Annotated in this window: 25 protein-coding genes; 10 read left to right on the top strand and 15 right to left on the bottom strand. The window is 72.8% G+C overall.

Features of this window, described 5'->3' with window-relative positions; all coding sequences use genetic code 11:
• Positions 1 to 3: 3 nt before the first annotated feature.
• The 4 genes from ABZ318_RS01925 to ABZ318_RS01910 all read right to left on the bottom strand — a co-directional run bounded on the left by ABZ318_RS01925 (position 4) and on the right by ABZ318_RS01910 (position 3,478).
• The gene (locus ABZ318_RS01925) at positions 4 to 1,692 is read right to left on the bottom strand and encodes an arginine decarboxylase (protein WP_356900525.1); all 1,689 of its coding nucleotides are present in this window, start codon (positions 1,690 to 1,692) and stop codon (positions 4 to 6) included.
• A gap of 148 nt (positions 1,693 to 1,840) precedes the next feature.
• Complete coding sequence (locus ABZ318_RS01920; protein ID WP_356900524.1) at positions 1,841 to 2,191, bottom strand: hypothetical protein; 351 nt, start codon at positions 2,189 to 2,191, stop codon at positions 1,841 to 1,843.
• Between the two features lie 28 nt (positions 2,192 to 2,219).
• Positions 2,220 to 2,402, bottom strand: a complete 183-nt coding sequence (locus ABZ318_RS01915) for a DUF1272 domain-containing protein (protein ID WP_356900523.1) — start codon at positions 2,400 to 2,402, stop codon at positions 2,220 to 2,222.
• Positions 2,403 to 2,617: 215 nt separating this feature from the next.
• Complete coding sequence (locus tag ABZ318_RS01910) at positions 2,618 to 3,478, bottom strand: EamA family transporter (RefSeq protein ID WP_356900598.1); 861 nt, start codon at positions 3,476 to 3,478, stop codon at positions 2,618 to 2,620.
• Between the two features lie 248 nt (positions 3,479 to 3,726).
• Here ABZ318_RS01910 and ABZ318_RS01905 point away from each other — a divergent pair, with 248 nt between their 5' ends.
• On the top strand, positions 3,727 to 4,584 hold the full coding sequence (locus ABZ318_RS01905; protein WP_356900522.1) for a LysR family transcriptional regulator: 858 nt from the start codon (positions 3,727 to 3,729) through the stop codon (positions 4,582 to 4,584).
• Here ABZ318_RS01905 and ABZ318_RS01900 read toward each other — a convergent pair.
• On the bottom strand, positions 4,571 to 4,897 hold the full coding sequence (locus tag ABZ318_RS01900) for a hypothetical protein (protein ID WP_356900521.1): 327 nt from the start codon (positions 4,895 to 4,897) through the stop codon (positions 4,571 to 4,573). The genes ABZ318_RS01905 and ABZ318_RS01900 overlap by 14 nt on opposite strands.
• Before the next feature lie 387 nt (positions 4,898 to 5,284).
• Positions 5,285 to 8,161 carry an FAD-binding and (Fe-S)-binding domain-containing protein gene (locus ABZ318_RS01895; protein ID WP_356900520.1) on the bottom strand — a complete coding sequence of 959 codons (2,877 nt, stop codon included), beginning with the start codon at positions 8,159 to 8,161 and terminating at the stop codon, positions 5,285 to 5,287.
• A 51-nt stretch (positions 8,162 to 8,212) separates the two neighbouring features.
• Here ABZ318_RS01895 and serC point away from each other — a divergent pair, with 51 nt between their 5' ends.
• Complete coding sequence (serC, locus tag ABZ318_RS01890) at positions 8,213 to 9,331, top strand: phosphoserine transaminase (protein ID WP_356900519.1); 1,119 nt, start codon at positions 8,213 to 8,215, stop codon at positions 9,329 to 9,331.
• Positions 9,332 to 9,401: 70 nt separating this feature from the next.
• On the opposite strand, the gene ABZ318_RS01885 is transcribed toward serC, so the two are convergent.
• The gene (locus tag ABZ318_RS01885) at positions 9,402 to 9,767 is read right to left on the bottom strand and encodes a hypothetical protein (RefSeq protein ID WP_356900518.1); all 366 of its coding nucleotides are present in this window, start codon (positions 9,765 to 9,767) and stop codon (positions 9,402 to 9,404) included.
• 75 nt (positions 9,768 to 9,842) lie between these two features.
• Positions 9,843 to 10,841, bottom strand: coding sequence for a WD40 repeat domain-containing protein (locus tag ABZ318_RS01880; protein WP_356900517.1), 999 nt, complete (start codon positions 10,839 to 10,841; stop codon positions 9,843 to 9,845).
• Between the two features lie 71 nt (positions 10,842 to 10,912).
• On the opposite strand from ABZ318_RS01880, the gene ABZ318_RS01875 reads away from it, so the two are divergent.
• Positions 10,913 to 11,758, top strand: coding sequence for an alpha/beta hydrolase (locus ABZ318_RS01875; protein WP_356900516.1), 846 nt, complete (start codon positions 10,913 to 10,915; stop codon positions 11,756 to 11,758).
• Positions 11,759 to 12,014: 256 nt separating this feature from the next.
• Positions 12,015 to 12,695, top strand: a complete 681-nt coding sequence (locus ABZ318_RS01870; protein WP_356900515.1) for a GDSL-type esterase/lipase family protein — start codon at positions 12,015 to 12,017, stop codon at positions 12,693 to 12,695.
• Between the two features lie 4 nt (positions 12,696 to 12,699).
• Here the strand turns inward: ABZ318_RS01870 and ABZ318_RS01865 are convergent, their stop codons facing one another.
• Entirely contained in the window at positions 12,700 to 13,101 is a 402-nt protein-coding gene (locus ABZ318_RS01865) for a carboxymuconolactone decarboxylase (protein ID WP_356900597.1), read from the bottom strand.
• Between the two features lie 38 nt (positions 13,102 to 13,139).
• Between ABZ318_RS01865 and ABZ318_RS01860 the strand changes: the two genes are divergently transcribed.
• Complete coding sequence (locus tag ABZ318_RS01860) at positions 13,140 to 13,694, top strand: MarR family winged helix-turn-helix transcriptional regulator (RefSeq protein ID WP_356900514.1); 555 nt, start codon at positions 13,140 to 13,142, stop codon at positions 13,692 to 13,694.
• Positions 13,695 to 13,705: 11 nt separating this feature from the next.
• On the opposite strand, the gene ABZ318_RS01855 is transcribed toward ABZ318_RS01860, so the two are convergent.
• Complete coding sequence (locus tag ABZ318_RS01855) at positions 13,706 to 14,695, bottom strand: aldo/keto reductase (protein WP_356900596.1); 990 nt, start codon at positions 14,693 to 14,695, stop codon at positions 13,706 to 13,708.
• 149 nt (positions 14,696 to 14,844) lie between these two features.
• Positions 14,845 to 15,435 carry an RNA 2',3'-cyclic phosphodiesterase gene (gene thpR / locus ABZ318_RS01850; protein WP_356900513.1) on the bottom strand — a complete coding sequence of 197 codons (591 nt, stop codon included), beginning with the start codon at positions 15,433 to 15,435 and terminating at the stop codon, positions 14,845 to 14,847.
• 167 nt (positions 15,436 to 15,602) lie between these two features.
• On the opposite strand from thpR, the gene ABZ318_RS01845 reads away from it, so the two are divergent.
• The gene (locus tag ABZ318_RS01845; protein ID WP_356900512.1) at positions 15,603 to 16,103 is read left to right on the top strand and encodes a GNAT family N-acetyltransferase; all 501 of its coding nucleotides are present in this window, start codon (positions 15,603 to 15,605) and stop codon (positions 16,101 to 16,103) included.
• Positions 16,104 to 16,308: 205 nt separating this feature from the next.
• On the opposite strand, the gene ABZ318_RS01840 is transcribed toward ABZ318_RS01845, so the two are convergent.
• The gene (locus ABZ318_RS01840; protein WP_356900511.1) at positions 16,309 to 17,661 is read right to left on the bottom strand and encodes an MFS transporter; all 1,353 of its coding nucleotides are present in this window, start codon (positions 17,659 to 17,661) and stop codon (positions 16,309 to 16,311) included.
• Positions 17,662 to 17,687: 26 nt separating this feature from the next.
• Complete coding sequence (locus ABZ318_RS01835) at positions 17,688 to 18,131, bottom strand: MarR family transcriptional regulator (protein WP_030693586.1); 444 nt, start codon at positions 18,129 to 18,131, stop codon at positions 17,688 to 17,690.
• 198 nt (positions 18,132 to 18,329) lie between these two features.
• Between ABZ318_RS01835 and ABZ318_RS01830 the strand changes: the two genes are divergently transcribed.
• Positions 18,330 to 18,557 carry a hypothetical protein gene (locus ABZ318_RS01830; protein WP_030693585.1) on the top strand — a complete coding sequence of 76 codons (228 nt, stop codon included), beginning with the start codon at positions 18,330 to 18,332 and terminating at the stop codon, positions 18,555 to 18,557.
• On the opposite strand, the gene ABZ318_RS01825 is transcribed toward ABZ318_RS01830, so the two are convergent.
• On the bottom strand, positions 18,527 to 19,972 hold the full coding sequence (locus tag ABZ318_RS01825) for an NCS2 family permease (RefSeq protein WP_356900510.1): 1,446 nt from the start codon (positions 19,970 to 19,972) through the stop codon (positions 18,527 to 18,529). The genes ABZ318_RS01830 and ABZ318_RS01825 overlap by 31 nt on opposite strands.
• 163 nt (positions 19,973 to 20,135) lie before the next feature.
• Between ABZ318_RS01825 and ABZ318_RS01820 the strand changes: the two genes are divergently transcribed.
• The 3 genes from ABZ318_RS01820 to ABZ318_RS01810 all read left to right on the top strand — a co-directional run bounded on the left by ABZ318_RS01820 (position 20,136) and on the right by ABZ318_RS01810 (position 23,459).
• Positions 20,136 to 20,444, top strand: a complete 309-nt coding sequence (locus ABZ318_RS01820; RefSeq protein ID WP_356900509.1) for a DUF2530 domain-containing protein — start codon at positions 20,136 to 20,138, stop codon at positions 20,442 to 20,444.
• Between the two features lie 57 nt (positions 20,445 to 20,501).
• Positions 20,502 to 22,928 carry a cation-translocating P-type ATPase gene (locus tag ABZ318_RS01815; RefSeq protein ID WP_356900508.1) on the top strand — a complete coding sequence of 809 codons (2,427 nt, stop codon included), beginning with the start codon at positions 20,502 to 20,504 and terminating at the stop codon, positions 22,926 to 22,928.
• A gap of 117 nt (positions 22,929 to 23,045) precedes the next feature.
• On the top strand, positions 23,046 to 23,459 hold the full coding sequence (locus ABZ318_RS01810; protein ID WP_356900507.1) for a hypothetical protein: 414 nt from the start codon (positions 23,046 to 23,048) through the stop codon (positions 23,457 to 23,459).
• Between the two features lie 36 nt (positions 23,460 to 23,495).
• Here ABZ318_RS01810 and ABZ318_RS01805 read toward each other — a convergent pair whose 3' ends face one another.
• Positions 23,496 to 26,666: a molecular chaperone Hsp90 gene (locus tag ABZ318_RS01805; RefSeq protein ID WP_356900506.1), complete on the bottom strand. Its 3,171-nt coding sequence runs from the start codon at positions 26,664 to 26,666 to the stop codon at positions 23,496 to 23,498.
• Positions 26,667 to 26,671: the final 5 nt, after the last annotated feature.

Here is a 26,671-nt window from a genome sequence, read left to right as displayed (position 1 = left end):
GGATCAGCTGGTGGCGACGGCGGTCGCGGCGGCCGTGACGGTGGCCGCGGTGGTGCCGGCGGCCGAGACGGCGGCCGCGGCACCGGCGAGCTGTTGGGTACTGAGGCGCTCGGTGGTGAGCTGTTCGGTGCCGAGGCGCTCGACGGTCAGGTGGTCGACGGCGGCCGGCACGGAACCGGTGGCGGCCTGGACGGCGAGCTCGCGGGCGGAGACGGTGGGGTTCCGCAGCGTGTAGATCTCGCAGCCGCTGGAGCGCAGTTCGTCGATCTGGCTGAGCGTCCGCTCGCAGAGCTTCTCGCCGGGCACCGTGATCGGGATGCCGGGCGGGTAGGCGATGATGAAGTGCTCGGAGGTGCCCGTGGCCAGGGCCGCGGAGGCGCTCCGGTAGGTGCGCTGGATGGTGCGCAGGGCGTCGAGGAGCCGCAGCAGGGTCGCCTCGTCCACCCCGATGTGGATGTGGAAGAGGACGGCGTCGCCGCTCTCCCGGGCCACGTACAGCGCGTACTCGTCGAAGAGCATCCGGCGGAAGTCGGCCGCCGTGATGCCGAGGGCGCTGATGTCGACGAGGACCCGGGTGGGGTCGTCGCTGACGAGCTGCGCGGCGTCGGTGAGGTGGCCGTCGGGTCCGAGCGGGCGGTACGCGGAGAGCCTCGGGTCCGTGGCGAGCTCGACGCGCAGGGTGCGGGCGAGCCCGAGGGAGCGGCCGAGGAGCGACTCGCCCTCGGTCTCGGCCTGGAGCCGGGCCAGGTCCAGGCTGGCGAGCACGGGCCAGCTGGGCGAGGTGGTGTGGTGCTGGAAGAGGGCCTGCGCGGTGCGCTCCTGGGCCTCTCCGTCGCCGATGAGGTGCAGGTACGAGCCCTGGCGGAGCGCGGACATCGACTTGTGCGCGGAGTGGGTGACGGCCACGTTCATGGCGAGGCGCGGGTCGGCGGCGCGGAGCGCCTCGACGGCGTGCAGCGCGGTGAGCGGGCGCAGCCGGGGGTGGAAGCGGTGCGCCGCGCCCCAGGCCTCGTCGACGAGGACGGAGACGGTGGGGTGGACGGCGGCGAGCTCGGCGAGGACGGTCGGCAGGTCGTACCGGACGCCGTCGTAGGAGACGGCGGAGAGGACGACGGTGTCGAAGGGCCGGCCCTCGGCCGCGGCGGCGCGGAACATCTCCAGGAGCCGGGGCAGGTCCGCGTACGTCCGGGGGCAGCCGTCGCAGCAGCGCTGCATGGGGGCGTACGCGACCTGGACGCCGAGCGAGTTGAGGGCGAAGTGCACCGACTGGTGGCAGGAGCGGTCCGCGAGGACGCGGGAGCCGGGCTGGGTCAGCGCGGTCAGGGCGACCCGGTTGGCGGTGCTGGTGCCGGCCGAGAGGAAGAAGGTGGCGTCGGCGCCGAAGCTGCGGGCCGCGAGGCGCTGGGCCTCGCGGAGCGGGCCCCGGGGCCGGAAGAAGGAGTCGAGCATCGTGCCGCTGTAGGACACGTCGGCCGCGAGCTGCGCGACGCCGAAGAGCGCCTCGTAGGTCTCCCGCATGTGGGAGTCGCGGATAGACCGGCCGTGCGAGAGCGGCAGCGCGTGGAACGTGGCGATGTCACGTCGGGCCACTGCGAGCACGGCGTCAGCGAGGGGGGTCCTGCCGTCCGGGTAGGCCCCGGAACGAGCCGGCAGTGTCGCCGGCTCCGGAGTGGAGCTGGTGGATGCGGTCATGGACCCATGAAATAAAAACCTTCGCGAAGGTATCAACTATCATCAGCGACGCTGATGGGCCCCGCCGGCACCACCCCCTCCGACCTGCGCGAGCGCCGGAACACCCGCCGATGCGGATCCCGACGCTCCGGCGAGCGCCCGGGCGCGCCTATCTCATGAGGGTCTCGAAACCGGCCCGGTCGCAGGAGGACACGACGCGCCCCTCGGCCACCAGATCCGCGCCCGTGACCGCCGCGACGGTGTCGTCGAGGACGCGGGCACTGTCCTCGCCGTGCCCCTTCCGGTCGAGCACCTCGGCGGCGGAGACCACGGCCTGGGCGAGCACCCCGGTGGTGCCGTCCGCGTCACCGGACTTCTCCGGGAAGGCGTCCACGGAGTTCCTCGCCTCCTGCCAGGTGCCCAGCCGGGTGCAGTAGTCCTGCCAGTACGCCTTCGTCTCCTCGGCGCCGGACGACGAGCAACCGCCCAGCAGGACGGCCGCGACCATCGCGGTCAGCACCCGACTCCCCCTCCGCACGACGTGCCCCCTAGCCGCGGACTCGCCGCGGGCGCGGCACCAGCTCGCCGCCGCAGTTGGGGCAGACGTCGTCCATGGCGTCGGCGCACGGGACGCAGAAGCTGCACTCGAACGAGCAGATCCGGGCGGGTCCGTCCGGCGCCAGGGCCTCGGTCTCGCAGCGCTCGCACCGTTCACGCATCTCCAGGGCCATGACCGGCTCCCCCTCCTCGTACGACTGACGACCCCTCCATGATCGACGCCGCCTCAGGCCCCCTCAACAGGCGGGCGGCCAAAGATCGACGGATTCGGGTCAGCCGTCCGGGACCCGACGGATCAGTGCCCGACCAGGCAGAACGGACGCCCCGCCGGCTCCGCGTACACCCGCCGGATCCGCGAACCCACCCAGGATCCTTTGTCGGACGGTGCCTAGCGGGACTCCCGCCGGGCCCTTCGGGACTGGGTGCGGACCGCGCCCATGCTCGCCGCGATGACGAGGGCGATCGCGAGGGCGTCGGTGCCGGACAGGGCCTGGTCGAGGACGAGGAAGCCGGCCGTCGCGGCGATGGCCGGTTCCAGGCTCATCAGGATGGCGAAGGTGGGCGCGGGCAGCCGGCGCAGCGCGAGGAGTTCCAGGGTGTACGGGAGGACCGAGGACATCAGCGCGACGGCGAGGCCCAGGCCGATCGTCGACGGCACGAGGAGCTTGTCGCCCGCCTCCGCGATGCCGAGCGGCAGGCTGAGGACGGCGCCGAAGGCCATGGCGAGCGCGAGCCCGTCGGCCTGCGGGAAGCGGCGGCCCGTACGCGCGCTGAAGACGATGTACGTGGCCCACATGGCGCCCGCCGCGAGCGCGAAGGCCGCGCCGAGCGGGTCGAGACGGTCGAAGCCGCCGCCCCCGAGGAGGACGACGCCGCCGAGGGCGAGCCCCGCCCACAGGAGGTTCATCAGCCGGCGGGAGGCGGCCACGGAGAGGATCAGCGGGCCGAGGACCTCCAGGGTCACGGCGGCGCCCAGGGGAATCCGGTCGGCGGCCTGGTAGAAGAGGATGTTCATGCCGGCCATGGCGGTGCCGAAGGCGAGGACCGTGCCCCAGTCGGCGCGGCCGTAGCCGCGGACCTTGGGTCGGCAGACGATCAGCAGGACGGCGGCGGCGAGCACGAGCCGCAGGGTGACGACGCCGAGCGCGCCCGCGCGGGGCATGAGCAGGACGGCGACGGCGGAGCCGAACTGCACGGACAGCCCGCCGGCGACGACGAGCGCGACGGGCCCGAGCCGACGCCCCGCCACGGACCGGGGCGCCCCCGCCCCGGGTACTGCGGCCGAGACCCCCGCGGGCGTCGCCGCCGGGGCCACCTCCTTGACGGGACCGTCCACCGAAGACTCCTTCACCACGCACACGCCAGTCCACTGAACTGGACCACAAGTCCAGAGTAGTGCACCCCCCGTCCGGCCCACACCCTGAATTCCCCTCCCACGCTACGAGCCTCCGCGCCGCACCGGAAATGCCGATTGCGCTGCGGTTATGCTCCGGACGCATGAGCATCGAGCTGCGCCACCTCCGCTGCTTCCTCGCCATCGCCGAGGAATCCAGCCTCACCAGGGCGGCCGCCCGGCTCCACCTCACCCAGCCCGCCGTCTCCCGCACGCTCGCCGCCCTGGAGCAGCACCTCGGCGCCCGACTGGTCGACCGCTCCACGCACCACCTCGCGCTCACCGCCGAAGGCCGCGCGTTCCGGGACCGGGCGGCCGCCGCCCTCGCCGCCTTCGAAGCCGCCGTCGACCCCGCGCGACTGCGCCACCGCCCGCTGCGCCTCGGGCACGCCTGGTCGGCCTTCGGCCCGTACACCACGCCCCTGCTCCGGCGCTGGCAGCGCGCCCACCCCGAGACCCCGCTCGAACTCCTCCGCATCGACGACCGCACCGCCGGCCTCGCCCGCGGCGAGGTCGACGCGGCGCTGCTGCGCGGGGCCGTGGAGGCACCCGGCCTGGTCACGGCGGAGCTCACGACCGAGGAGCGGGTGGTCGCGCTGCCCGCCGACAGTCCGCTCGCGGACCGCCCCCGGCTCGCCCTCGACGACCTCGCGGGCGAGACGGTCGTCCTCAACACCGTCTCGGGCGCGACCACCCTCGCGCTCTGGCCCCCCGCCGCCCGCCCGACGGCCGCCCTCACCGTCGCCAACACCGACGACTGGCTCACGGCGATCGCCGCAGGCCGGGGCATCGGCGTCTCCTCCGCCTCCACGGCGGCCCTCCACCCCCATCCGGGCGTCACCTACCGCCCGCTCCCCGACGCACCCCCGCTGCCGGTGCTCCTCGCCTGGCGGGACGCCTTCCCGCACCCGGCGACGGAGGCGCTGGTGGCGATGGCCCGGGAAATCGTCAGCGGGAGGTGACCGCTGCGGCACCCTGCCGGTAGCCCATGCGGTACTGCTCCTGGGCGTCCTTCTGCTCGGCCTGCTTGACCGTGCCGCAGGTGACCTCGGGGGTGCCGGGCTGGGGTGCCGTGATCGTGCCCGCGGGGAAGAAGCCCAGGAACGAGATCTCGCCCTTGGCGTCCGCCTTCCCGGTCGCGGTGTGGGTGTTGTTGCTCTCGAAGAAGACGGTCACGCCCGGCCTGAAGCCCTTGCCCTCGACGTCGAACTTGCCGACCGTCGTGCTCTGCTTCACCGAACACGTGGCGGAGGGCACCGCCTGCGCCGCGTTCATGGTGAACGCCGCGGAGCCGAGCAGCAGCGACGAAATCGTCAGCGGGGCCAGAACGGCCGCGCGGATGTGTCCGTTCGCTTTTCTTCCTTTCAGTAACGGGCCCGGACAAGCGGGCAGGAGACCGAGAGGATGAATGCACTGATGGTCATAGCGGGACACGGGCACACGCGTCTCGACAACACGCTGCCGGATCGACCCCGAGGAGCCCGTCCGCTGAGGAGGTCCCTGAGCGGCGAGACCGTCCACGGCCCGCCCTCGCACGACTGCCACCCCTCCGCAGCAGCCCCGAAAGACCTCGGCTCCCTCCCTCCTCCCGCGGCCCCCGCGCCTGTCGATTCGGCCCGGCACCTACGACTCGCCTCGCACCGCCCGTCCCCCAAGTCAGCGCTAGTCAAAGGGATTCGGGGGCTTCCCGGCCCCTTCCCCCGGCGCCTCGTCCAGTCCCTCCGCCAGTACCTCCGCCAGATGCCGCCCCCGCGCGTCCGTCAGGTCCCCGATCTGGGTCCTGCACGAGAAGCCGTCCGCCACGACCACCGCATCCGGAGCGGCGGCCCTCAGCGCCGGAAGGAGCTGGTCCTCCGCGCACGCCACCGAGACCTCGTAGTGGCCCGGTTCGAAGCCGAAGTTGCCCGCCAGGCCGCAGCAGCCGCCCACCAGGTCACCCGTGAGACCGGCGCGGGAGCGGAGGCGGCGGTCCGCCGCGTCGCCCAGGACGGCGTGCTGGTGGCAGTGGTTCTGGCCGGTGACCGGCCGGTCGAGGCGGGGCGGGGCCCAGTCGGGGGCCAGCTCCTCCAGGGCCTCCGCGAAGGTGCGGACCGCCCCCGCCAGCCGCGCCGCGCGCGGGTCGTCCGGCAGGAGCTCCGGCAGGTCGGTGCGGAGGGTCGCCGCGCAGGAGGGTTCGAGGACGACGACGGGGCGGACGGGACCACCGGGACCACCGGGACCACCAGCACCACCAGCACCACCAGCACCACCAGCACCACCAGCACCACTGTCCCCCTCCCCCTCCCCCATCACGTCCAGCGTCCGCCGCATCACCTTCCGCGCCGCTCCCAGCTGCCCCGTCGACACGTAGGTCAGCCCGCAGCAGACCCGGCCCGGCGGCAGGTCCACCCCCAGGCCCGCGTCCTCCAGGACGCGGACGGCGGCCTCGCCGACCCGGGGCGCCAGGTGGTTCGTGAAGGTGTCCGGCCACAGGGTGAGGGACGGCGGGCGGGTCGAGGCCCGCTGGGCGAACCAGTACGCGAAGGACCGTTCCGCCACCCTCGGCATCGTCCGCTCCGGCGTCACCCCCGCGAGCCTCGCCGCGAACGGCAGCCCCGTCACCGCGTTCAGCCCCCTCCCGAAGTGCGCCAGCCACCCCGGCAGGCGGCCCATCGTCCAGTGCGAGCGCGGCCGGCGCAGCAGGCCGCCGGGGCCCGCGTAGTGCCGGTCGAGGAACTCCGCCTTGTACGCGGCCATGTCCACGCCCACCGGGCAGTCACTGCGGCAGCCCTTGCAGGACAGGCACAGGTCCAGCGCCTCCCGGACCTCCTCCGAGCGCCAGCCGTCGGTGATCACCTCGCCGAGCGCCATCTCGTGCAGGAGCCGCGCCCGGCCCCGGGTGGAGTGCTTCTCCTCTCCCGTCGCCCGGTACGAGGGGCACATCACGCCCGGTCCCGTGCTCGGCCCGTCCACCCGGCACCTGGCCACTCCCACGCACCGGGCGGCGGCCCGCCCCACCCCCACCACCGGCAGCCCCTCGAAGCGCAGCCCCTCGTCGAGCCGGCGGGGCCGCACCAGCATCCCCGGGTTGAGGCCCCCGTCCGGGTCCCACACGTCCTTGACCGCGCCGAAGAGGCCGACCAGCTCCTCGCCGTACATCCTCGGCAGCAGTTCGGCCCGCGCCTGCCCGTCGCCGTGCTCGCCGGAGAGCGAGCCGCCGTGGGCGACCACGAGGTCGGCGACCGCCTCCGAGAACCGGCGGAAGTCCCGTACGCCCTTCCCCGTCCACAGGTCGAAGTCGATCCGCACGTGCACGCACCCGTCCCCGAAGTGCCCGTACGGGACTCCCCGGAGGCCGAAGTCCGCCAGCAGGGCGCGGAACTCACGGAGGTACGCGCCGAGCCGCGCCGGCGGCACCGCGCAGTCCTCCCAGCCCGGCCAGGCGTCCCCGCCGCCCGGCATCCGGGTCGCCGTCCCCGCCGCGTCCTCCCGGATCCGCCACAGCGCCCGCTGCCCGGCCGCCTCCCGCACCACGGCCGCGTCGACGGCGTCCGCCGCCCGGACCAGATCCGTGGCGGCCTGAGCACCGTCCACCTCGCAGAACAGCCAGGCCCCACCGCGAGGCAGCCCGCTCGCCCCCCGTACGAGATCGGCCGCCATGCCCTCCACCGTCAGGGGCCGGTACGGAAGCAGCCCGGCCGCCGCGTCCGCCGCCGCGCTCTCGTCCGCGTAGCCGAGGACGACGAGGACCGGCTCGGCGGGCAGCGGGACGAGCGCCACCGTCGCCTCGGTCACCACCCCGAGCGTGCCCTCGCTGCCGCAGAAGGAGCGGGCCACGTCCACGCCCCGCTCGGGGAGCAGCGCGTCGAGGGCGTAGCCGGAGATCCGGCGGGGCAGACCGGCCGGGTAGCCGGTGCGGAGGAGGGCGAGGTGGCGGTCGACGAGGTCGAGGAGTCCGGCGGGCGCACCCCGCCCACCCCTCCCCAATGTCAACTTCTCACCCCGGTACGTCACCACTTCGAGCGAGCGCACGTTGTCCGCCGTGGTCCCCCAGGCGACCGAGTGCGCCCCGCACGCGTTGTTGCCGATCATGCCGCCGAGGGTGCAGCGGCTGTGCGTGGACGGGTCGGGGCCGAAGGTCAGCCCGTACGGGCGGGCCGCGGCCCGCAGCCGGTCGAGGACGAGCCCCGGCCGGACGACGGCCGTCCGCTCCTCGGGGTCCAGCGAGACGATCCCGCCCATGTGCCGTGTGAGGTCGAGCACGACGCCGGCGCCGGTCGCCTGGCCTCCGATCGAGGTCCCGGCACCCCGTGCGACGACCGGTGTGGTGCCGTGCGCCCGACACGCCTCCAGGGCGGCCGCGACGTCGGCGGCGTCGCGCGGCGCGACCGTACCGGCGGGAACGCGGCGGTAGTTGGAGGCGTCCATCGTCGCCAGGGCCCTGGCGGTGGCGGAGAAGTCGACCTCTCCGGCGACGGCGGTGCGCAGGTCGGCGGCGAGTCCGGACGGGTCATGATCGTGTGTTCCCACAAGCCCAGGATGTCTCAGTCCTCGTCTCATCGGGCGGACATCCGGCGACCGGCCCCGTTCCGACCCGATACTCTCCGCCTCGTGGCTGAGATCCAGATTCCCGCTGACATCAAGCCCGCCGACGGCCGTTTCGGCGCGGGCCCCTCCAAGGTGCGTACGGAGGCGCTGGACGCCCTGGCCGCCACCGGCACCTCCCTCCTCGGCACGTCCCACCGCCAGGCTCCGGTCAAGAACCTGGTCGGCGAGGTACGTGCCGGCATCTCCGACCTCTTCTCACTGCCCGAGGGCTACGAGGTGATCCTGGGCAACGGCGGCTCCACCGCCTTCTGGGACGTCGCGACCCACGGCCTCATCGAGAACAAGTCGCAGCACCTCACCTTCGGCGAGTTCTCCTCCAAGTTCGCGAAGGCCGCCAAGCTGGCTCCCTGGCTTGCCGAGCCGACCGTGATCTCCTCCGACCCGGGCACCCACCCGGAGCCGGTGGCCGAGGCGGGCGTCGACGTCTACGCGTACACCCACAACGAGACCTCCACCGGTGTCGCCGCCCCGATCAAGCGGGTCGCGGGCGCCGACGAGGGCGCGCTCGTCCTGGTCGACGCGACCTCGGGCGCGGGCGGCCTCCCGGTCGACATCACCGAGACGGACGTCTACTACTTCGCCCCGCAGAAGTCCTTCGCCGCCGAGGGCGGCCTGTGGCTCGCGGCCTTCTCCCCGGCCGCCCTGGAGCGGGCGCAGAAGATCCACGGCTCGGGCCGGCACGTCCCCGAGTTCTTCTCCCTCCCGACGGCGATCGACAACTCGCTGAAGAACCAGACGTACAACACCCCTGCCCTTTCGACCCTCTTCCTGCTCAACGAGCAGCTGAAGTGGATCAACGGCCAGGGCGGTCTGGACTGGGCGGTGGCCCGTACGAAGGAGTCCTCGGACGCCCTCTACACCTGGGCCGAGGAGTCGAAGCACGCGACCCCGTTCGTCACCGACCCGGCGAAGCGCTCGCAGGTCATCGGCACGATCGACTTCGCGGACGAGATCGACGCGGCGGCCGTCGCGAAGGTGCTGCGCGCCAACGGCATCGTGGACACCGAGCCGTACCGCAAGCTGGGCCGCAACCAGCTGCGGATCGCGATGTTCCCGGCGGTCGACCCGGCGGACGTGCGGGCCCTGACGGCCTGCATCGACTACGTGATCGAGAAGCTCTGACCTCTGGTCGTACGAAGGGCCCGGCATCGGACGCGACCGACGCCGGGCCCTTCGGCGTTCCCGGCCGGGCTCAGCCCGACTGCGCCTTCACGTGGTCGATCACGGCGTCGAACTCGGCGGTCGGCGAGAACTCCACGACATCGGTGTCCTCCAGTGCCTCGGGGGCGTGGCCCGGCCCCCAGTAGTAGGCCTGTCCGGCCTCGTAGGTCTCCTCGCCTGAGGCGGTCCGCATCCTGATGCGGCCGTTCAGGAGGTACCCCCAGTGGGGGCACTGGCACAGGTCGCCTTCCAGGCCCTTGAGCGCCGGTGCCATGTCGGTGCCCTTGGGGAGGTGGATGAAGGAGACACTCAGACCGCCGCCGGCCTCCTGCTTGCGGAAGTCCACGCCGCCGCCTTCCATGGCGACGGGGGTGTCCTCGCGCGTGAATCCCGTCATGGTTCCTCCACGTCTCGTGTCGGCCTGCCGGTCCGGGCCTCGGTCTCCCCGGTCTCCTTCCAGTCTCGGCCCTGATCAGCCGCGGCGCAGCAGACGCTTGGCGCCGAGGACGAGGACCGTGGCGCCGGCGAGGACGAGGAAGCCGGTGGTCGCGCTGCCCTGGCCGCCCTCCCCCTGCGCCGTCGGGGACTTCGGCGCTCCCGGCGTCCGCGGGGCCGGCGGGCCCGAGGGGCTGCCCGAGGGCCCGGACGAGCCCGCCCGCTCGACGCGCACCACCCGGCTGCCCCTGCCCTCGGAGCCGAACATGAAGGCCGAGCCGTCCGGGGTGTACGTCACCGACTCGGCCTGGCCCTGGAAGGGGGCCCCGACCGCCGTGCCCTCGTCGCCGAGGCGGCCGTCCTTCCAGGCGTACTCCTTGGCCGTGAAGTAGCCGCGCAGGACGAGCCGGTCGCCGTCCGGGGAGAAGGCGCCGTCCGTCACCCAGGGCACCTCGCCGACGCGCCGGAAGACGTTCGTCCCGGACGGGGAGAGCCGCTCGGGGCCCGCGTACAGGCCGCCGCCGTCCTCGTTCTTGCTCGCGATGTACACCCGGCCCGTCTTCGGATGGACCATCAGGGCCTCGGCGTTGCGGGCCCCGTCGGCGTACTTCACGACGTACTGCTTCGCCCGGACGGTCTGGTCCCCCAGGGTCTTCGGCTCGGGGAAGCGGTAGATCCAGACGTGGTCCCAGGAGCCGTCGAGGTTGTCGCCGATGTCGCCGACGTAGATGTCGCCGTCCGGGCCGACGGCGATCGCCTCCATGTCGCGGGGGGTGCCGACGCCGGCCATGGTGAGGGTGGCGACGGTCTTTCCCGTACGGGAGTCGATGCCGTAGACCAGGGGCGCGTCCTGGTCGTTGTGCGTCCAGTAGATCCCGGGATGGGCCCGGCTCGCGGCGAGGCCGCTGGACTCGGTGATCCGGGCGTCCTCGATCGTGAAGTCCCGGTCGGGTTCCTGCCCTTGGGCACGGGCATGGCCGGCCGGGAGCAGCGCGAGGGCGGCGGCCGCGCCGAGGGCGCACAGAGCAGATCGCATGGGACCAAGCGTGCCATGACGGCACGGAAACCGGCTTGACCAGCATCGGAGCCACTGCCACGGTCGCACCCATGCCTACTTTCCCCGCTCCCGACGGCACCCTGCTCGCGTACCACGCGTCCGGTTCCGGCGCCCCGCTGGTCTGTCTGCCCGGCGGCCCGATGCAGGACTCCGCCTATCTGGGCGACCTCGGCGGGCTCGACGCCCACCGCACCCTGATCCGGCTCGACCTGCGGGGCACCGGCGCCTCGGCGGTGCCGGAGGACCCGGCCTCGTACCGCTGCGACCGGCAGGTCGAGGACATCGAGGCGCTGCGCGCGCACCTCGGGCTCGACACGATCGACCTCCTCGGGCACTCGGCGGGCGCGAACCTGGCGGCGCTGTACACGGCCCGGTACCCGCAGCGGGTGGCCCGGCTCGTCCTCCTCACGCCGGGCACGGCGGCCGTCGGGCTCGACACGGGCGGGGAGGAGCGGCTCGCGGCGGCGCGGCAGCCCTGGCGCGAGGAGGAGCCGTGGTTCGGTCCGGCGTACGCGGCCCTGGAGGAGCTGGCGGCGGGCCGGGGTTCGGCGGAGACGTTCAAGGCGGTCGCGCCGTTCTTCCACGGGACGTGGGACGAGGCGGCGCGGGAGCGGAACGCGGCCATGGTGCGGCAGCGGAACGGGGAGGCCGCGGGGGTCTACGCGAGCGAGGGCGCCTTCGAACCGGAGGCCACGCGTGCGGTGTTCGCGGAGTTCGGCCGTCCGGTGCTCGTCGTGGCCGGGGAGGGGGACGCGAACACCCCGGTGCCGACGGCCGCCGCGTACGCGGAGCTGTTCCCGAAGGCGGAGCTCGCGGTCCTGGCGGGGGCGGGGCACTTCCCGTGGCACGACGACGCGGAGTGGGTCGCGGGGACCCTCGACGGCTTCCTGGGGTAGGCGCCTGGATTCAGGATCCGGGATCCAATATCCAGGAGAATCCCGGATCCAGGATCCAATCCGCCGGATCCAACATCCAGGATCCAATCCGCCGGATCCAACATCCCGGATCTTGTATCCCGGATCCAACATCCCGGATCTTGTATCCCGGATCCAACATCCCGGATCTTGTATCCCGGATCCAACGTCCCGGATCCAACATCCCGTGTCCCGGATCACGTCGCAGGTCCAGGACACGGTCCGCGATGATATGACCATGCGTTTTCTGTTCGTCGGCGACAGCATGACCATCGGACGCGCCGGCGACTGGACCTGGCGTTACCGCATGTGGGAGCACCTGGAGGCGACGCTCCCCGGCGGGTACGAGATCGTCGGGCCGCGCTCCGGTCTGTACGACCCCGCCGCCGACGCCCCGTCGTCGGAGGCGTATCCCGATCCCGCGTTCCCCGCTGACGCCCGGCGTCATCTGGCGGGCTGGGGCGAGGGCTGGCTGCACATGGCGCCCGTGATCGGCGAGACGGTCGCGGCCATGGGGGCGGACGTGCTGCTGATCTCCCTGGGCCTGATCGACCTGGGCTTCTACACGAACAGCGACCAGACGGAGGAGAACGTCCGGGCGTTCGTGGCGGCGGCGCGGGCCGCGAACCCGCGTGTCCGGGCCGTCCTCCTGCCGGTCATCCCCAACGTCCGCGCCGGGTACGACGCGCCGTTCGCCGCCGAGTGCGCCCGCTTCAACGAGCTCCTCGCGAAGGCGGTCGCCGACCTGGACACGGCCGCCTCGCCGCTGCTGCTCGCGACGGTTCCGGAGTCGTACGACCTCGGGGCCGACACGTACGACGGCACCCACCCCGGCCCGAGCGGCGAGCGCAAGCTGGCGGCCGCCTTCGCCGACGCGATGCACCAGGCGTGGGGTCTGGGCGGCCCGTACGGCTCCTGAGGGGTCAGGCGGCGCGGGTGAGGCGGTTGGCGAAGGTCGACACCGTGTACGTGCCGATGCCGAGGACGACCTCCAGGGCGTTGCGGCGGGTGTAGCCGGCCTTCTCGAAGGCGGCGAGGTCCTCGTCGCTCACCGCGCCGGAGGAGGCGAGGGCCCGGAGGGTGAACGTCCGGACGGCGGCGAGGCGTTCGGCGTCGGGGGCCGGTCCGAGGGCGGCCATCTTCGCCTCGTGCATGTCCACGCAGAGGTGGCACTGGTTGCGTTCGGCGACGGTCAGGATGACCGTCTCGCGGGAGTGCGGGTCGAGGGTGGTGGACTCGAAGATCGCGCTGAGCTTGAGGAAGCCGTCGAGGGTCTCCGGGGACTCCTTGAGGAGGGCGACGGCGGCGGCGGTGCGGGCGGACATGTCGAGCGGTGCGGACAAGGCGGTTCCCCCTGACTAGAATGGACAACATGGTTGACCATGTCGCTGGAGAAAACGTAAACCAGGTTGTCGATAAGGGCAAGGGGGGTCCCGTGGAAGCGCCCGTGCGCGACACCCCGGGGTACGAGCTCCCCCTGCTCCTCTTCGGCGGCTTCCGCACCCTCATCGACCGGCTGCACGCCCGCCTCGCCGACGAGGGCCACCCCGACATGCGCCCCGCCCACGGCTTCGCCATGCAGGCCATCGGGGTCCACGGCGCCACCGCCAGCGACATCGGGCGCCGCCTCGGCGTCTCCAAGCAGGCCGCCGGCAAGACCGTCGACCGCCTGCTCGCCGCCGGCTACGCGGAACGCGCCGACGACCCCGCCGACGCGCGCCGCAAGCTCGTCCGGCTCACCCCGCGCGGGTACGACGCCCTCGCCCGCTCCGCCGCGATCTTCGACGACCTGCGCGCGGAGTGGGCCGCCGCCCTCGGCGCGGACCGCGTCCGGGACATGGAGGCGGCCCTGCGGAACGTCGTCCCCGCCGAGACGGCGTTCCGCCTGGACGCCACGAGCTGGCTGGGCGCCCCCTGACCCCTACGGGATCACCAGGCGAAGGCCTCCGGGGAGGGCCCGGGGCCCGGGAAGATCTCGTCGAGTCCGGCGAGGACCTCCTCGCTCAGCTCCACCTCCAGGGCGCGCAGCGCGCCCGCCAGCTGCTCGGGTGTGCGCGGGCCGACGATCGGACCCGTCACGCCCGGGCGCGTGAGCAGCCACGCGAGGGCCGCCTCACCGGGCGCGAGGCCGTGCTTGTCGAGCAGGTCCTCGTACGCCTGGAGCTGCGCCCGCACCACCGGGTCGGCCAGCGTGGCCGCCGCGCGCCCCTCCGTACGCCGCTTGCCCTCGGTCTCCTTCTTCAGGACCCCGCCGAGCAGACCGCCGTGCAGCGGCGACCAGGGGATGACCCCGAGGCCGTACTCCTGCGCGGCCGGGATCACCTCCATCTCGGCGCGCCGCTCGAAGAGGTTGTAGAGGCACTGCTCGCTGACGAGCCCGACCGAGCCCCGCCGGGCGGCCGTCTCGTTGGCCTGGGCGATCTTGTACCCGGGGAAGTTCGAGGAGCCCGCGTACAGCACCTTGCCCTGCTGGATCAGCACGTCGACGGCCTGCCAGATCTCCTCGAAGGGAGTCGCGCGGTCGACGTGGTGGAACTGGTAGACGTCGATGTAGTCGGTCCCGAGCCGCTTGAGACTGGCCTCCACGGCCCGGCGGATGTTGAGCGCCGAGAGCTTGTCGTGGTTGGGCCAGGCCTCGCCGTCGGGGCCCATGTTCCCGTAGACCTTGGTGGCGAGGACCGTACGGTCACGGCGGCCGTCGCCCTTGGCGAACCAGGAGCCGATGATCGACTCCGTCCGCCCCTTGTTCTCCGCCCACCCGTAGACGTTCGCGGTGTCGAAGAAGTTGAGCCCCGCGTCGAGGGCGGTGTCCATGATGGCGTGACTGGTGGCTTCGTCCGTCTGCGGTCCGAAGTTCATCGTCCCGAGGACGAGTCGGCTGACCTTGAGTCCGGTGCGTCCGAGCTGCGTGTACTCCATGGTCGTCAAGCCAACTGCTTCGAGCGCACTCGAAGCAAGGGCCTACCGCTTCACTTCCCGACCAGCGACGACACCGCGATGATCGCGAACATCAGGACGAGAGCGCCGGCCATGATCAGGTTTCGAGTCTTCGGATCCACCCGTCGAGGTTAACCCGCTCCCTCCCCGCCCCCTCCCCCGGCCAGGGGCCGGCGGTCCACCGTCTCGTACCGGGGCTGCTCCCCCGGCACCCCGCTCACCGGCAGGTTCGACCGAACCAGGACCAGCTCGCCGACCTGCCAGCGGCTGCCCTCGAACCCGGCGAGCTCGTCGAGGAAGGGACGCAGGCCCGCCCCTTCCGCGCGCGCCCGGGCGACCGTCAGATGGGCCTGGTAGCGGCGGTGCTCCTCCATCGGGACCCCGGCGCGGCGGGCGGCCGCGTCGGCGCGCTCGGCGAGCAGCCGCAGCTCGTCCAGGTCCCCGGCGGCACCGGCCCACAGCGCCCGCCGCCCGAAGTGCCCGCCGCCGTGCAGCCGCAGCGGGAACGGCGGCGTCCGGTGCGCGGCCCGCGCGAGCCGCGCCCGCAGCTCGGGCAGCAGCTCCTCGTCGACCTCCCCCATGAAGGCCAGGGTGAAGTGCCACCCCGGCCGCGGGGTCCAGCGGAGCCCGTCCGCACCGGGCAGCCGGCGCAGCCGGTCGACGACCCGCCCGAGCTCGTCCAGCTGCGCCGACGGGGGCACGACGGCGGCGAAAAGCCTCATGGGGGAAGTCTGGCAGGAGACAGGGCCGGCGGCCGCGTCAGGAAACCTGCCGGTACGGCCCCCCGGCCAGCCCCGTACCGGCGTAGAAGTACGCCGCGCCCTGCGCCGTCCGCGTCACGTCGAGGGTGCGGCGCCGGTGGCCATGTCGTACGACTAGCCTCTCCGGCATGAAGATCCGGAAGGGCGGGGCGGAGGACCTCCCCGCGGTACTCGCGATACTCGACAGCGCCGTGGTCTGGCTCAACGGCAAGGGGATCACCGCCCAGTGGGGGACGGAGTCGTTCTCCGAGCGCCCCAAGGCCGTGGAACAGGTCGCGCGGACGATGTCCGAGGGCGACCCGTGGATCGTGGAGATCGACGGCGTCCCGGCGGGCACGATGACGCTGACGCCGCACCCCGGCCAGTACATCGAACCGGCCGACGAGCCGGAGGTGTACGTACGCCTCCTGGCGACGGACGCGAACTTCCACGGCCACGGGGTAGGAGCGGCACTCCTGGCTCACGCGACGGACGAAACCCGGCGCCGAGGAGTATCGCTCCTCCGCGTGGACTGCTTCGCAGGCAGCGAGGGCCGCCTGGTCGAGTACTACGAGGGCCAGGGCTTCACCCGCACCACAACGTTCGAGGTCGGCGACTGGCCGGGCCAGGTCCTGGAACGGCGGGTCTGACGACGACGGGAGGGGACGGGGCCGGAGCGGGGGAGGTGGTGTCCGGACGTAAGAGCGTCTTGAACTCGCGCGAAGCGCGGTGAGACGCAGTCCGGACACCACCTCCCCCGCGGAGGCCCCGGCCCCGGTCGGGGCGCCCCACCCGAACCGAAGCCCCACCCGAACCGAAGCCGCACCCGAACCGAGGCCGCCGCCCGCCCAAGGGCTACGCAGCCGTCGCCAGCCGCTCCCGCGAAACGAACCGCACCTGCGGGTGACCCCGGTGCCAGCCCATCGCGACCTTGAGGCCGCCGACCCGGGCCAGGACCAGCCCCACGAGGACCGCCGCGGCGAGCGAGATCGCGCCGCCCGTGGCGAAGCCGACGCGGGCGCCGTACGTGTCGGTGACCCAGCCGAGCAGCGGGGCCCCGATCGGCGTGCCGCCGGCGAAGACCATCATGTAGAGGCTCAGGACCCGTCCCCGCATGGCGGGGTCGGTGGCCATCTGGACGGCCGAGTTCGCGGTGATGTTCACCGTGAGGCCGAGCAGGCCGATCGGCACGAGCAGCAGCGCGAACAGCCAGAACGCGGGCGACAGGGCCGCCGCGATCTCCAGGACGCCGAAGACGCCCGCCGCGACGACCAGCATCCGCAGCCGGGTCGAGCCGCGGCGGGCCGCGGCGAGGGCGCCCACGAGGGAGCCGGCCGCCATCAGGGTGTTGAGGAAGCCGTACGATCCGGCGCCGACGTGGAAGACGTCGCCGGAGAAGGCGGTGAGCCAGATCGGGAAGTTGAACCCGAAGGTCCCGACGAAGCCGACCAGGACGATCGGCCAGATCAGATCGGGCCGCCCGGCCACGTACCGCAGCCCCTCTCTCAGCTGTCCCTTGCCGCGCGGGGCGCGCTCCACCTTGTGGAGCTCGCTCGTCCGCATGAGCAGGAGGCTGACCAGCGGGGCGAGGAAGGACAGGCCGTTCAGCAGGAAGGCCCATCCACTGCCGATCCCGGCGATGAGGACACCGGCGACGGCGGGCCCGATGAGCCGGGCGGACTGGAAGTTCGCCGAGTTCAGGGAGACGGCGTTGCGGAGCTGTCCGGGGCCGACCATCTCGGAGACGAAGGTCTGCCGGGCGGGGTTGTCGACGACGGTCACCATGCCGAGCAGGAAGGCGATCAGGTAGACGTGCCAGACCTGGATGTGGCCGGAGAGGGTGAGGGCGGCGAGCGCGAGCCCGCACAGCCCGAGGGCGGCCTGGCTGACGAGGAGCAGGCGCCGCTTCGGGTAGCGGTCGGCGATGACACCGCCGTACAGCCCGAAGAGCAGCATCGGCAGGAACTGGAGGGCCGTCGTGATGCCGACGGCGGCGGCCGAGCCGGTGAGGCTCAGGACCAGCCAGTCCTGGGTGATCCGGGCCATCCACGTACCGGTGTTGGAGACGATCGCTCCGGTGAAGAACAGCCGGTAGTTCCGGATCCCGAGCGAGGAGAAGGTGTCTCCGAAGAGTCTTCCTCCCCGCCCGCGGGTGTCGAGGGTGGGTTTATGGACGGGTGCGGAGTCTGCTCCGGGTCCCGTACTCAAAGTGCGTCGCCTCCTTGGCGCCTCGGTTACAGGTGGGCGAGCTTCTCCAGGACCGGGGCGGCCGCGCGCAGCTTGGCCCACTCGTCCTCGTCCAGACCCTCGGCGAGGGAGGCCAGCCAGGCGTTCCGCTTGCGGCGGGACTCCTCGAGCATGGCTTCGGCCTGCTCGGTCTGGCTGACCACCTTCTGCCGGCGGTCGTCGGGGTGCGGCTCGAGCCGGACCAGTCCCTTGGCTTCGAGCAGCGCGACGATGCGGGTCATCGACGGCGGCTGGACGTGCTCCTTGCGGGCCAGCTCACCGGGGGTGGCGGAGCCGCAGAGCGACAGGGTGCCGAGCACCGACATCTCGGTGGGGCTCAGCGACTCGTCGACGCGCTGGTGCTTGAGGCGTCGGCCCAGTCGCATGACGGAGGAGCGGAGCGCGTTCACGGCCGCGGCGTCGTCGGCGGTGCCGTGGGACAGGTCAGGCATGTTCATTAGGCTAACTCATTACTCTGTCTAAATACCAACGGGAGTGCCCCGACGTCGCACGCATCACACCCGCGAGGCCCGGAAGTGGCAGCACAGCACACGCCAGATCACGCTTCGGCATCCATGTATCACCCAAATGAGTGAGTCAGATCCAGAAAGTGACGCAAAGGAGCCCCGGCTGCCCCGACCCTGAACGACATGGGATCGACAGTGCTCAGCCTGCGCATCGACGGTGAGCTGCTCGACCGGCTCAGAAGTCACGCCGCGAAAAGAGGAATGAGCGTCCAGGACTACGTGGCCCGGACGCTCATTCGCGAGGATTTCGACGAGCGGTTCAAGACCGCGGTCGACGAGACGGAGAAGTTCTACGGCTCACCCGGAGCCGGAACCGGTGATCACGTGAGGCCGAGTGCCGGCATCGCGTAGTAGAAGACGAAGACCGCCGACACGGCGTACATGGCCACCGGGACCTCGCGGCCCCGGCCGGCCGCGAGCCGCAGCACGCTGAACGCGACGAAGCCGATGCCGATGCCGTTCGTGATCGAGTACGTGAACGGCATCATCACCATGGCCAGGAACGCCGGCACCGCGATGGTGAAGTCGCTCCAGTCGATGTCCTTGATCGACCCGGCCAGGATCAGGAAGCCCACCGCGAGCAGCGCGGGGGTCGCCGCCTGCGACGGGACCATCGTGGCGAGCGGCGTGAGGAACAGCGCCACCGAGAACAGACCGCCGGTCACGACGGACGCGAGACCGGTCCTGGCCCCCTCGCCGACACCGGCGGTGGACTCCACGAAGCAGGTGGTGGCCGAGGAGGAGGTCGCGCCGCCGGAGGCGACGGCCAGGCCGTCGACGAGCAGGACCTTGTTGATGCCGGGGAAGTTGCCGTCCTTGTCGATCAGCTTGGCCTCGTCGCCGACGCCGAGGATCGTGCCCATCGCGTCGAAGAAGCAGGACAGCAGGACGGTGAAGACGAAGAGGACGCCGGTCAGGACGCCGACCTTGTCGAAGCCGCCGAAGAGGCTGACCTTGCCGACCAGGCCGAAGTCGGGCGAGGCGACGGGGTTGCCGGGCCACTGCGGGGTGGTCAGACCCCAGGAGGGGACGGTGGCGACCGCGTTGATCACCATGGCCACGAGCGTCATCACGACGATCGAGATCAGGATCGCGCCCGGCACCTTGCGGATGATCAGGGCGAGGGTGAGCAGCGTGCCCAGGATGAAGACGAGGACCGGCCAGCCGGTGAGGTGACCGCCGCCGCCGAGCTGGAGCGGGACGGTGGTGTGGGCGGCGTCGGGGATGCGGGAGACGAAGCCCGAGTCGACGAGGCCGATCAGCATGATGAAGAGGCCGATGCCGATCGCGATGCCCTTGCGCAGGCCGACCGGGACGGCGTTCATGACGCGCTCGCGCAGGCCGGTCGCGACGAGCAGCATCACGACGATGCCGGCGAGGACGACCATGCCCATGGCGTCCGGCCAGGACATCTTGGGCGCGAGCTGGAGCGCGACGACCGTGTTGACGCCGAGGCCGGCGGCGAGGGCGATCGGGACGTTGCCGATGACGCCCATGAGGAGGGTCGTGAACGCCGCCGTGAGGACGGTGGCGGTGACGAGCTGGCCGCCGTCGAGCTGGTGCCCGTACATGTCCTTGGCGCTGCCGAGGATGATCGGGTTCAGCACGATGATGTAGGCCATCGCGAAGAAGGTGGCGAAGCCGCCGCGGACCTCGCGGGCGACGGTGGAGCCCCGCTCGGAGATCCGGAAGTAGCGGTCGAGGCCGGAGACGGGCTTTTCGGGGGTCTCCGGGGGCGTGGCCTTGGCGGTGGCCGTCGAGCTCATGGGGTTCCTCTTCGGAGGTTCAGAAAGTCCTTTTTTGGCGGTTCATACGAGGGGAACCCGCCAGAGGCAAACCGTTTCAGTATGAACACATGAGCGAGCGAGCGTCCATCTCCGCGCGTAGACCGTACGAGAACACGAGAACGCGCCGCCTAAACTGAACCCCATGGCGAAGTGGACACCGAAGCACGAGGCACCCGAGCCCCTCGAAGGGCCCGTCGTCGCCACCATCACCGGCGGAACGATCCTCTGGTTCGTCCTCTTCGTCGTCCAGGTCCCCTTCTACGGCTGGTTCGACGACCGGGACCTCACCTGGTGGGTGTGGACCTGCCTGGCCGGCGCCGGACTCGGCCTGATCGGCATCTGGTACGTGCGGAAGCGGGACGCGGCGATCAAGCGGCACGCGGCGGCGCAGACGGCGGCGCACCCGGCGACACGGGCGGCGGAGCCCCCGGAGGCCCGGCCCGGCGCCTGACGCCGGTTCGCCCCGCTCGGCAGGTGAACGACCGGAACCGGTCGTACCGTCGAAAACATGACTCAGCGGGCGAAGATCGACACGGACGGCGGGCCCCCTGCCGGGACCGCCGGGACCACGCCGGCGGAACCGCCCGTCGTGCACCGCGCCGCCGGACTGACCTCCGCCGAGGTGGCCGAGCGCGTCGCGCGGGGCGAGATCAACGACGTACCCGTACGAAGCTCCCGCTCGACCGCCGACATCGTCCGCGCGAACGTCTTCACCCGCTTCAACGCGATCATCGGCGTGCTGTGGGTGATCATGCTGATCGTCGCGCCGATCCAGGACAGCCTCTTCGGCTTCGTGATCGTCGCCAACACCGGCATCGGCATCATCCAGGAGTTCCGCGCCAAGAAGACCCTCGACGGGCTCGCGGTCATCGGCGAGGCGAAACCCACCGTCCGGCGCGACGGCGCCACCACCGAGATCCCCACCTCCGAGATCGTCCTCGGCGACCTCATCGAACTCGGACCGGGCGACAAGGTCGTCGTCGACGGCGAGGTGGCGGAGGCCGACAGCCTGGAGATCGACGAGTCGCTGCTGACGGGCGAGGCCGACCCGGTGGTGAAGAGACCCGGCGACCGGATGATGTCCGGCTCGTTCGTGGTCGCGGGCGGCGGCGCCTTCACCGCCACCAAGGTCGGCCGCGAGGCGTACGCCGCCCAGCTCGCCGAGGAGGCGTCCCGCTTCACCCTCGTCCACTCGGAGCTGCGCACGGGCGTCTCCACGATCCTCAAGTACGTGACGTGGATGATGGTCCCGACCGCGATCGGGCTCGTCATCAGCCAGCTCGTCGTCAAGGACAACGACTTCAAGGGGGCCGTCGCCCGCACGGTCGGCGGCATCGTCCCGATGATCCCCGAGGGCCTCGTCCTGCTCACCTCGGTCGCCTTCGCGGTCGGGGTGATCCGGCTCGGCCGCAGGCAGTGCCTCGTCCAGGAGCTGCCCGCGATCGAGGGCCTGGCCCGGGTCGACGTCGTCTGCCTCGACAAGACGGGCACGCTCACCGAGGGCGGCATGGACGTCACGGACCTCCGCCCGCTGAACGGCAGCGACGAGGGACACGTGCGGAAGGCACTGGGCGCCCTCGGTGAGTCCGACCCGCGTCCGAACGCCTCCCTCCAGGCCATCAAGGACGCCTACCCGGACACCGTGGAGTGGCGCTGCACGGAGAGCCTGCCGTTCTCCTCGGCCCGCAAGTACAGCGGCGCGTCGTTCAGCGAGGGCGACGGCGAGAACTCGACCTGGCTGCTGGGCGCCCCCGACGTCCTGCTGCCCCCGGACGACCCGGCCCTCACGGAGATCGACCATCTCAACGAACAGGGCCTGCGGGTCCTCCTCCTCGCCCGTACGGTCCACGAACTCGACTCCCCCGAGGTCGCCACCGGCGCCCACCCCACCGCCCTCGTCGTCCTGGAACAGCGACTGCGTCCCGACGCCGCCGACACCCTCGCCTACTTCGCCGACCAGCAGGTCGCCACCAAGGTCGTCTCCGGCGACAACGCGGTCTCCGTGGGCGCGGTGGCCGCGAAGCTCGACATGCCGGGCGCGGAGCACACGGTGGACGCCCGCACCCTCCCCGCCGGGCGGGAGGACATGGCGGAGGTCCTGGACGAGAACGCGGTCTTCGGCCGGGTCACCCCTCGGCAGAAACGGGACATGGTGGGGGCGCTGCAGTCCCGCGGCCACACGGTGGCGATGACCGGCGACGGCGTGAACGACGTCCTCGCGCTGAAGGACGCCGACATCGGCGTCTCGATGGGCTCGGGCTCGGAGGCGACGAGGGCGGTCGCCCAGATCGTCCTCCTGAACAACTCCTTCGCCACACTCCCCTCGGTGGTGGCGGAAGGCCGCCGGGTCATCGGCAACATCACGCGCGTGGCGACCCTCTTCCTGACGAAGACGGTCTACTCGGTGCTCCTGGCGATCCTGGTGGTCGTCTCGCAGGTGGAGTACCCCTTCCTCCCGCGCCACCTGACCCTGCTCTCCACCCTCACGATCGGCGTGCCGGCCTTCTTCCTCGCGCTGGCCCCCAACAAGGAACGCGCGCGGCCGAACTTCGTACGGCGGGTCATGCGGTACGCGATTCCCGGCGGCGTCATCGCGGCGGCGGCCACCTTCACCACATACCTCCTGGCCCGCCACCACTACACGGGCCCGGATGCCCTGGGCGCCGAGACCAGCGCGGCCACCCTGACCCTCTTCCTGGTCTCCATGGGGGTCCTCGTGATCATCGCCCGCCCCTACACCTGGTGGCGCCTCACCCTGGTCGCCGCCATGGGCGGAGCCTTCCTCCTGGTCCTCGCCGTCCCCTGGCTCCAGAAGTTCTTCGCCCTGAGACTGGTGGGCGTGACGATGCCGTGGACGGCGGTGGCGATCGCGGCGGCGGGCTGCGTCCTGCTGGAACTGGCGTGGCGGTGGGTGGACCGGAGGTTCCCGACGTAGGGCTCGGATCCGCGCGAACGCGGGGGCCGGGGCGGACGACTCGGCTACCGTGCCGGTATGAGGAACGCGCGTGCGAGAGGGCCCCGGGGCTTCAGGTAGCCCGCCAGGAGACACCTGGTGGTCGCTACCTACGGAGTCGCCGTGGCACGCACCGCCCATCACCCTTCCCGCGCCCGCAGGCGCGGCCCCGCCGACATGCTCACGGGACGGCCCTGGCATGCCGTGCTCCTGCACGACCTCAGGTACGGCGCACGGGACCTCGCCGACGCCGTACGGGAGTCCCGGCGGCCCCGCCCACGCCTGGTCCGGCGCACCGTGGAGGTGTACGCGTTCCCCCGGCACCAGAGCGACCCCACCGTCGCGCACTGGGCCGCCCTGGAGGAGCGGCGGGCCCGGCAGCGGCTTCGCCGTCAGACGGGCACGCTGCTGCGCCTCGTGAACTCCCCCGGCGACGCCCTCGACCTCGATGCCGCGGATGCCGTCGACGTCCTTCCGGCCCGCCACCGGCACGGCGGGCTCTGGATCGCCTAGGGGGCGTCGTCAGTCGAAATCGTCCAGGGCCCGTCGTCAGTCGAACCAGCGGTCCCGGGCCAGTTCCGTCGTCCTCGACGGGTCCTCCAGGAGGGCCGCCACCTCGAAGCGGCGGGGCCACTGGCCGGCCGCCCAGGCGAGGCCGGCGGCCACGCCCTCCAGGGTGGCGGCGTGGACGACGCCGTCGGGGGTGCGGCGCCAGTCGAGTTCGGTGCCGCCGGCGTGGAGTTCCTCATGCTCGATGTACGAGGCGGGGGTGGCCGGGCCCAGGAGGGCGTGGACCGAGGGCGGGACCTCGTGCTCCTCGCCGACCGTCGTCACCTCGGCCTCGACGGCCTCGCTCAGACGGCGGACCTGGAACAGGTCGGCCAGGTCCGCGGCGCGGGACGGGGAGACCGGGAGGAGGGGGAGGTCGCCGGCCAGCGGGAGCAGGTCGGGGGCGTCCGCCACCAGCGCCTCCGACGCGTCGACCACGACCAGGCTGCCGTCCACGACCGCCCGCAGCTCGTCGGGGAGCGTCACCTGGTCGGGGTCCAGGTCCGCCAGGGCCGTGTAGAGGGCGTGGAGCTGGACCGTCGTCACCTCCCTCGTCGGGTCCGCGAGGCGGGCCAGGAGCTCCGCCGCGCCGCCCGGCTCGTCGAGGAGGGCCGCGACCGAGGTGCGGACGCCCAGGGCGCGGAGGACCTGCTCGTCCTCGAAGCCGGTCGCGTCGGCGGAGTCGTACAACCCGGCGAGGAGCGGGTCCGAACCCTCCGCGCGGAGGCCCGCCGGGTGGCGGCCGTCCAGGACCGGGTGGTCGCGCAGCCACCAGGCGGTGTACGAGCGGACGGTCTCCGTCGTGCCGTCCGGGAGGAGGACCCGTACGGGCTGGGTCAGGGCGTCCCGGAGCGGCGGCTGCGCGAGGAGGGCGAGCGCCTGCGGCCAGCAGTCGTCGTCGACCAGGTCCAGGTCCCGTACGGCCACGATCTCCGTCGCCACCGGGGGCACGGGGGTCGCCGGGAGGCGGTCCAGGACGTCCTCGCACCAGACGTCGACCGCGTCGAGGAGGCCCGCGTCGTCCGGCTCCGGATAGTCGCCCTCGCGCGGCTCGACCTCGTCCGGGTCGAGGACCAGGTCGGTCGCGCGGATCAGGGCGAAGTTCGCGAGCACCCCGCACGCGGCGAGCGGCTGCTCGCCCCAGCGGGCGGCCAGGTCGCCGTCGACGAAGGCGAGTTCGTCCTCGCGCATCACGGCCGCGAAGGGCGAGCCCGGCAGGACGAGCTCGCCCGCCGGGGAGAGTTCGCCGTCCTCGTCGGGGAGGGCGAGCGCGCCGAGCCAGGGCTCGTCGCCCGGGTCGAGCTCCGCGTCCCTGACGAGGGCGAGGACCGTCTCGGCCAGTTCCTCCGCGTCGAGGGCGTCGGCGTCCTCGTCCCAGATCTCCCCCGCGTCGAGGGAGGCCGCGACCGCCGCCCGCACCTGCGGGGTCGTCAGGACCGCGCGGGGCGTGGCGGGCAGGGCGCCCAGCTTCTCCAGGAGCGGGTGCGCCGCCTCCGGGTGCGCCACCTTCAGACCGAGCCGGGTCAGCTCGGCGGGGGTGCGGTCCTGCGGGAGGAGGACCTGGCGGGGGCCGATCGTCGTGCGGACGCGTTCCTCGTCGGAGCCGGACGCCAGCGGCACCGGGAGGCCCGTCAGACGGTCCGGGTCGACGCCGGCGAGCGAGTCGTACAGCCGCCACCACCACGTCGGCGCCCGGTCCACGCCCGCCAGGCGGTCGATCGCCTCCGTGAGCGGCACGCGGCCGATGCCGAGGGTGCGGAGCTCGGGACGCCGCTCCAGGCCGGCCGGGAGGAGCGTCGGGAACACCTCGGCGAGGACCTCGACGGTCTCCGCGCCCGCGCCCTCCACGACCTCCGCCTCGATCGGGCGGAGCGCGGGCAGCTCCTCGGACGGCGCGGCGGGCGCCAGGAACGCCACCCTCGGCAGCCGGTCCAGGATCGCCTCGCGCAGTGCCCCGTCGAGCGGGCCCTTGCCGAGCGGTCCGGGCACGAGGTCGAGGGCCGCGGTCGTCACCGGCTGCCAGTCGGAGAGCAGTTCGGCGTACGCGTCGGCCGCGCGCTGCACCAGGAAGTCGGTGAGCGGCCCGGGCGCCGGGTGCCGGCGGGCGGTGTCCAGCGGGAGGGACGCGATGAGGAGCGCCGGGATGCCGAGCGGCTCGTCGGTGGGGGTGGGGGCGTGCACGACGGGCGTGGTGCGGGGGTACTTCGGGGCGCCCTCGGCGTCCACGGGCACGGCCCAGGTGACGGACCAGTGCGGGCGCAGGCGCTCCTCGACCGGCCGGTCCCTGAGGAGCTCGGGCTCGATCGGGCCGCCGTGGGTGACGGTCCGCCAGCGGTGACCGCCGGTCGAGGAGTCGTCGACGCGGACGTAGCCGTCGTCCTCGGAGCGGCGGAGGGTCCGTACCCCTTCGGCCGTCTCCACGACGATCTCCGCGAGACCCGGAAGGGTGAGCAGCAGGGCGTCGTCGACGGAGGCGAGGAGGCGCTCGGCCAGGTCCTCGGCGGCGGTGTCGCGCATCGGGAGGACGACGACGGTGTCGTAGCCCTCGGGAGCGGTGCCCTCGGCGGGCAGCGGCAGGCGCAGCAGCGGTACGTGGCCGTCGCGGCGGCGCAGTTCGTCGCCGAGGCCCGGGCTGTAGCGGGCGGCCTCGGCGGCCAGTTCCCGCGCCTCGGCGAGGGACCAGCGGACGCCGCCGTGACGGCCCAGGACGGCGGGCTCGTCGGTGACGGCGAGGACGGCGGCGAAGCCGACGCCGAAGCGGCCGACGGCGCCGTGGGCCTGCTCGCGCTTGGCGGAGGCGCGGAGGGTGGACAGCGACTCGGTGCCGGCGGCGTCCAGCGGGGCGCCGGTGTTCGCCGCGGCGAGGACGGCGGGGCCCTCGTGGTCCGCGGGGTGCAGGGTCAGCCGGAGGCGGCCCGTGACGCCGGCGCGGTGGGCGGCGTCGGCGGCGTTCTGGGCCAGCTCGACGACGAGGCGGTCGCGGTAGCCGCCGAGCGCGAGGTCCTCCTCGGCGTTGGCGTCCTCGCGGAACCGGGCGGGACTGGCTCCCCAGGCGTCGAGCACGCCCCGCCGCAGCCGTGCGGTGCCGAAGGGGTCGGTTCCGTCGGTCGTCGTCCGGACGCTGACGCTCACGTCTGACTCCACTCTGCGGGGCGGTCGGTCCCGGACCATTGGGT

This window comes from Streptomyces sp. NPDC006197, from assembly GCF_040613865.1.
Classification (GTDB): Bacteria; Actinomycetota; Actinomycetes; order Streptomycetales; family Streptomycetaceae; genus Streptomyces.
This window is presented reverse-complemented; position numbering and strand designations above follow the sequence as displayed.

Bases quoted from the DNA above. Each gene is read 5' to 3' on its own strand.
- ABZ318_RS01925 (WP_356900525.1), bottom strand. From the start codon at position 1,692: ATGACCGCATCCACCAGCTCCACTCCGGAGCCGGCGACACTGCCGGCT.
- ABZ318_RS01915 (WP_356900523.1), bottom strand. From the start codon at position 2,402: ATGGCCCTGGAGATGCGTGAACGGTGCGAGCGCTGCGAGACCGAGGCC.
- ABZ318_RS01905 (WP_356900522.1), top strand. From the start codon at position 3,727: ATGAGCATCGAGCTGCGCCACCTCCGCTGCTTCCTCGCCATCGCCGAG.
- ABZ318_RS01900 (WP_356900521.1), bottom strand. From the start codon at position 4,897: ATGAACGCGGCGCAGGCGGTGCCCTCCGCCACGTGTTCGGTGAAGCAG.
- ABZ318_RS01895 (WP_356900520.1), bottom strand. From the start codon at position 8,161: ATGAGACGAGGACTGAGACATCCTGGGCTTGTGGGAACACACGATCAT.
- ABZ318_RS01885 (WP_356900518.1), bottom strand. From the start codon at position 9,767: ATGACGGGATTCACGCGCGAGGACACCCCCGTCGCCATGGAAGGCGGC.
- ABZ318_RS01880 (WP_356900517.1), bottom strand. From the start codon at position 10,841: ATGCGATCTGCTCTGTGCGCCCTCGGCGCGGCCGCCGCCCTCGCGCTG.
- ABZ318_RS01875 (WP_356900516.1), top strand. From the start codon at position 10,913: ATGCCTACTTTCCCCGCTCCCGACGGCACCCTGCTCGCGTACCACGCG.
- ABZ318_RS01870 (WP_356900515.1), top strand. From the start codon at position 12,015: ATGCGTTTTCTGTTCGTCGGCGACAGCATGACCATCGGACGCGCCGGC.
- ABZ318_RS01865 (WP_356900597.1), bottom strand. From the start codon at position 13,101: ATGTCCGCCCGCACCGCCGCCGCCGTCGCCCTCCTCAAGGAGTCCCCG.
- ABZ318_RS01860 (WP_356900514.1), top strand. From the start codon at position 13,140: ATGGACAACATGGTTGACCATGTCGCTGGAGAAAACGTAAACCAGGTT.
- ABZ318_RS01855 (WP_356900596.1), bottom strand. From the start codon at position 14,695: ATGGAGTACACGCAGCTCGGACGCACCGGACTCAAGGTCAGCCGACTC.
- thpR (WP_356900513.1), bottom strand. From the start codon at position 15,435: ATGAGGCTTTTCGCCGCCGTCGTGCCCCCGTCGGCGCAGCTGGACGAG.
- ABZ318_RS01845 (WP_356900512.1), top strand. From the start codon at position 15,603: ATGAAGATCCGGAAGGGCGGGGCGGAGGACCTCCCCGCGGTACTCGCG.
- ABZ318_RS01835 (WP_030693586.1), bottom strand. From the start codon at position 18,131: ATGCCTGACCTGTCCCACGGCACCGCCGACGACGCCGCGGCCGTGAAC.
- ABZ318_RS01830 (WP_030693585.1), top strand. From the start codon at position 18,330: ATGGGATCGACAGTGCTCAGCCTGCGCATCGACGGTGAGCTGCTCGAC.
- ABZ318_RS01825 (WP_356900510.1), bottom strand. From the start codon at position 19,972: ATGAGCTCGACGGCCACCGCCAAGGCCACGCCCCCGGAGACCCCCGAA.
- ABZ318_RS01820 (WP_356900509.1), top strand. From the start codon at position 20,136: ATGGCGAAGTGGACACCGAAGCACGAGGCACCCGAGCCCCTCGAAGGG.
- ABZ318_RS01815 (WP_356900508.1), top strand. From the start codon at position 20,502: ATGACTCAGCGGGCGAAGATCGACACGGACGGCGGGCCCCCTGCCGGG.
- ABZ318_RS01805 (WP_356900506.1), bottom strand. From the start codon at position 26,666: ATGGTCCGGGACCGACCGCCCCGCAGAGTGGAGTCAGACGTGAGCGTC.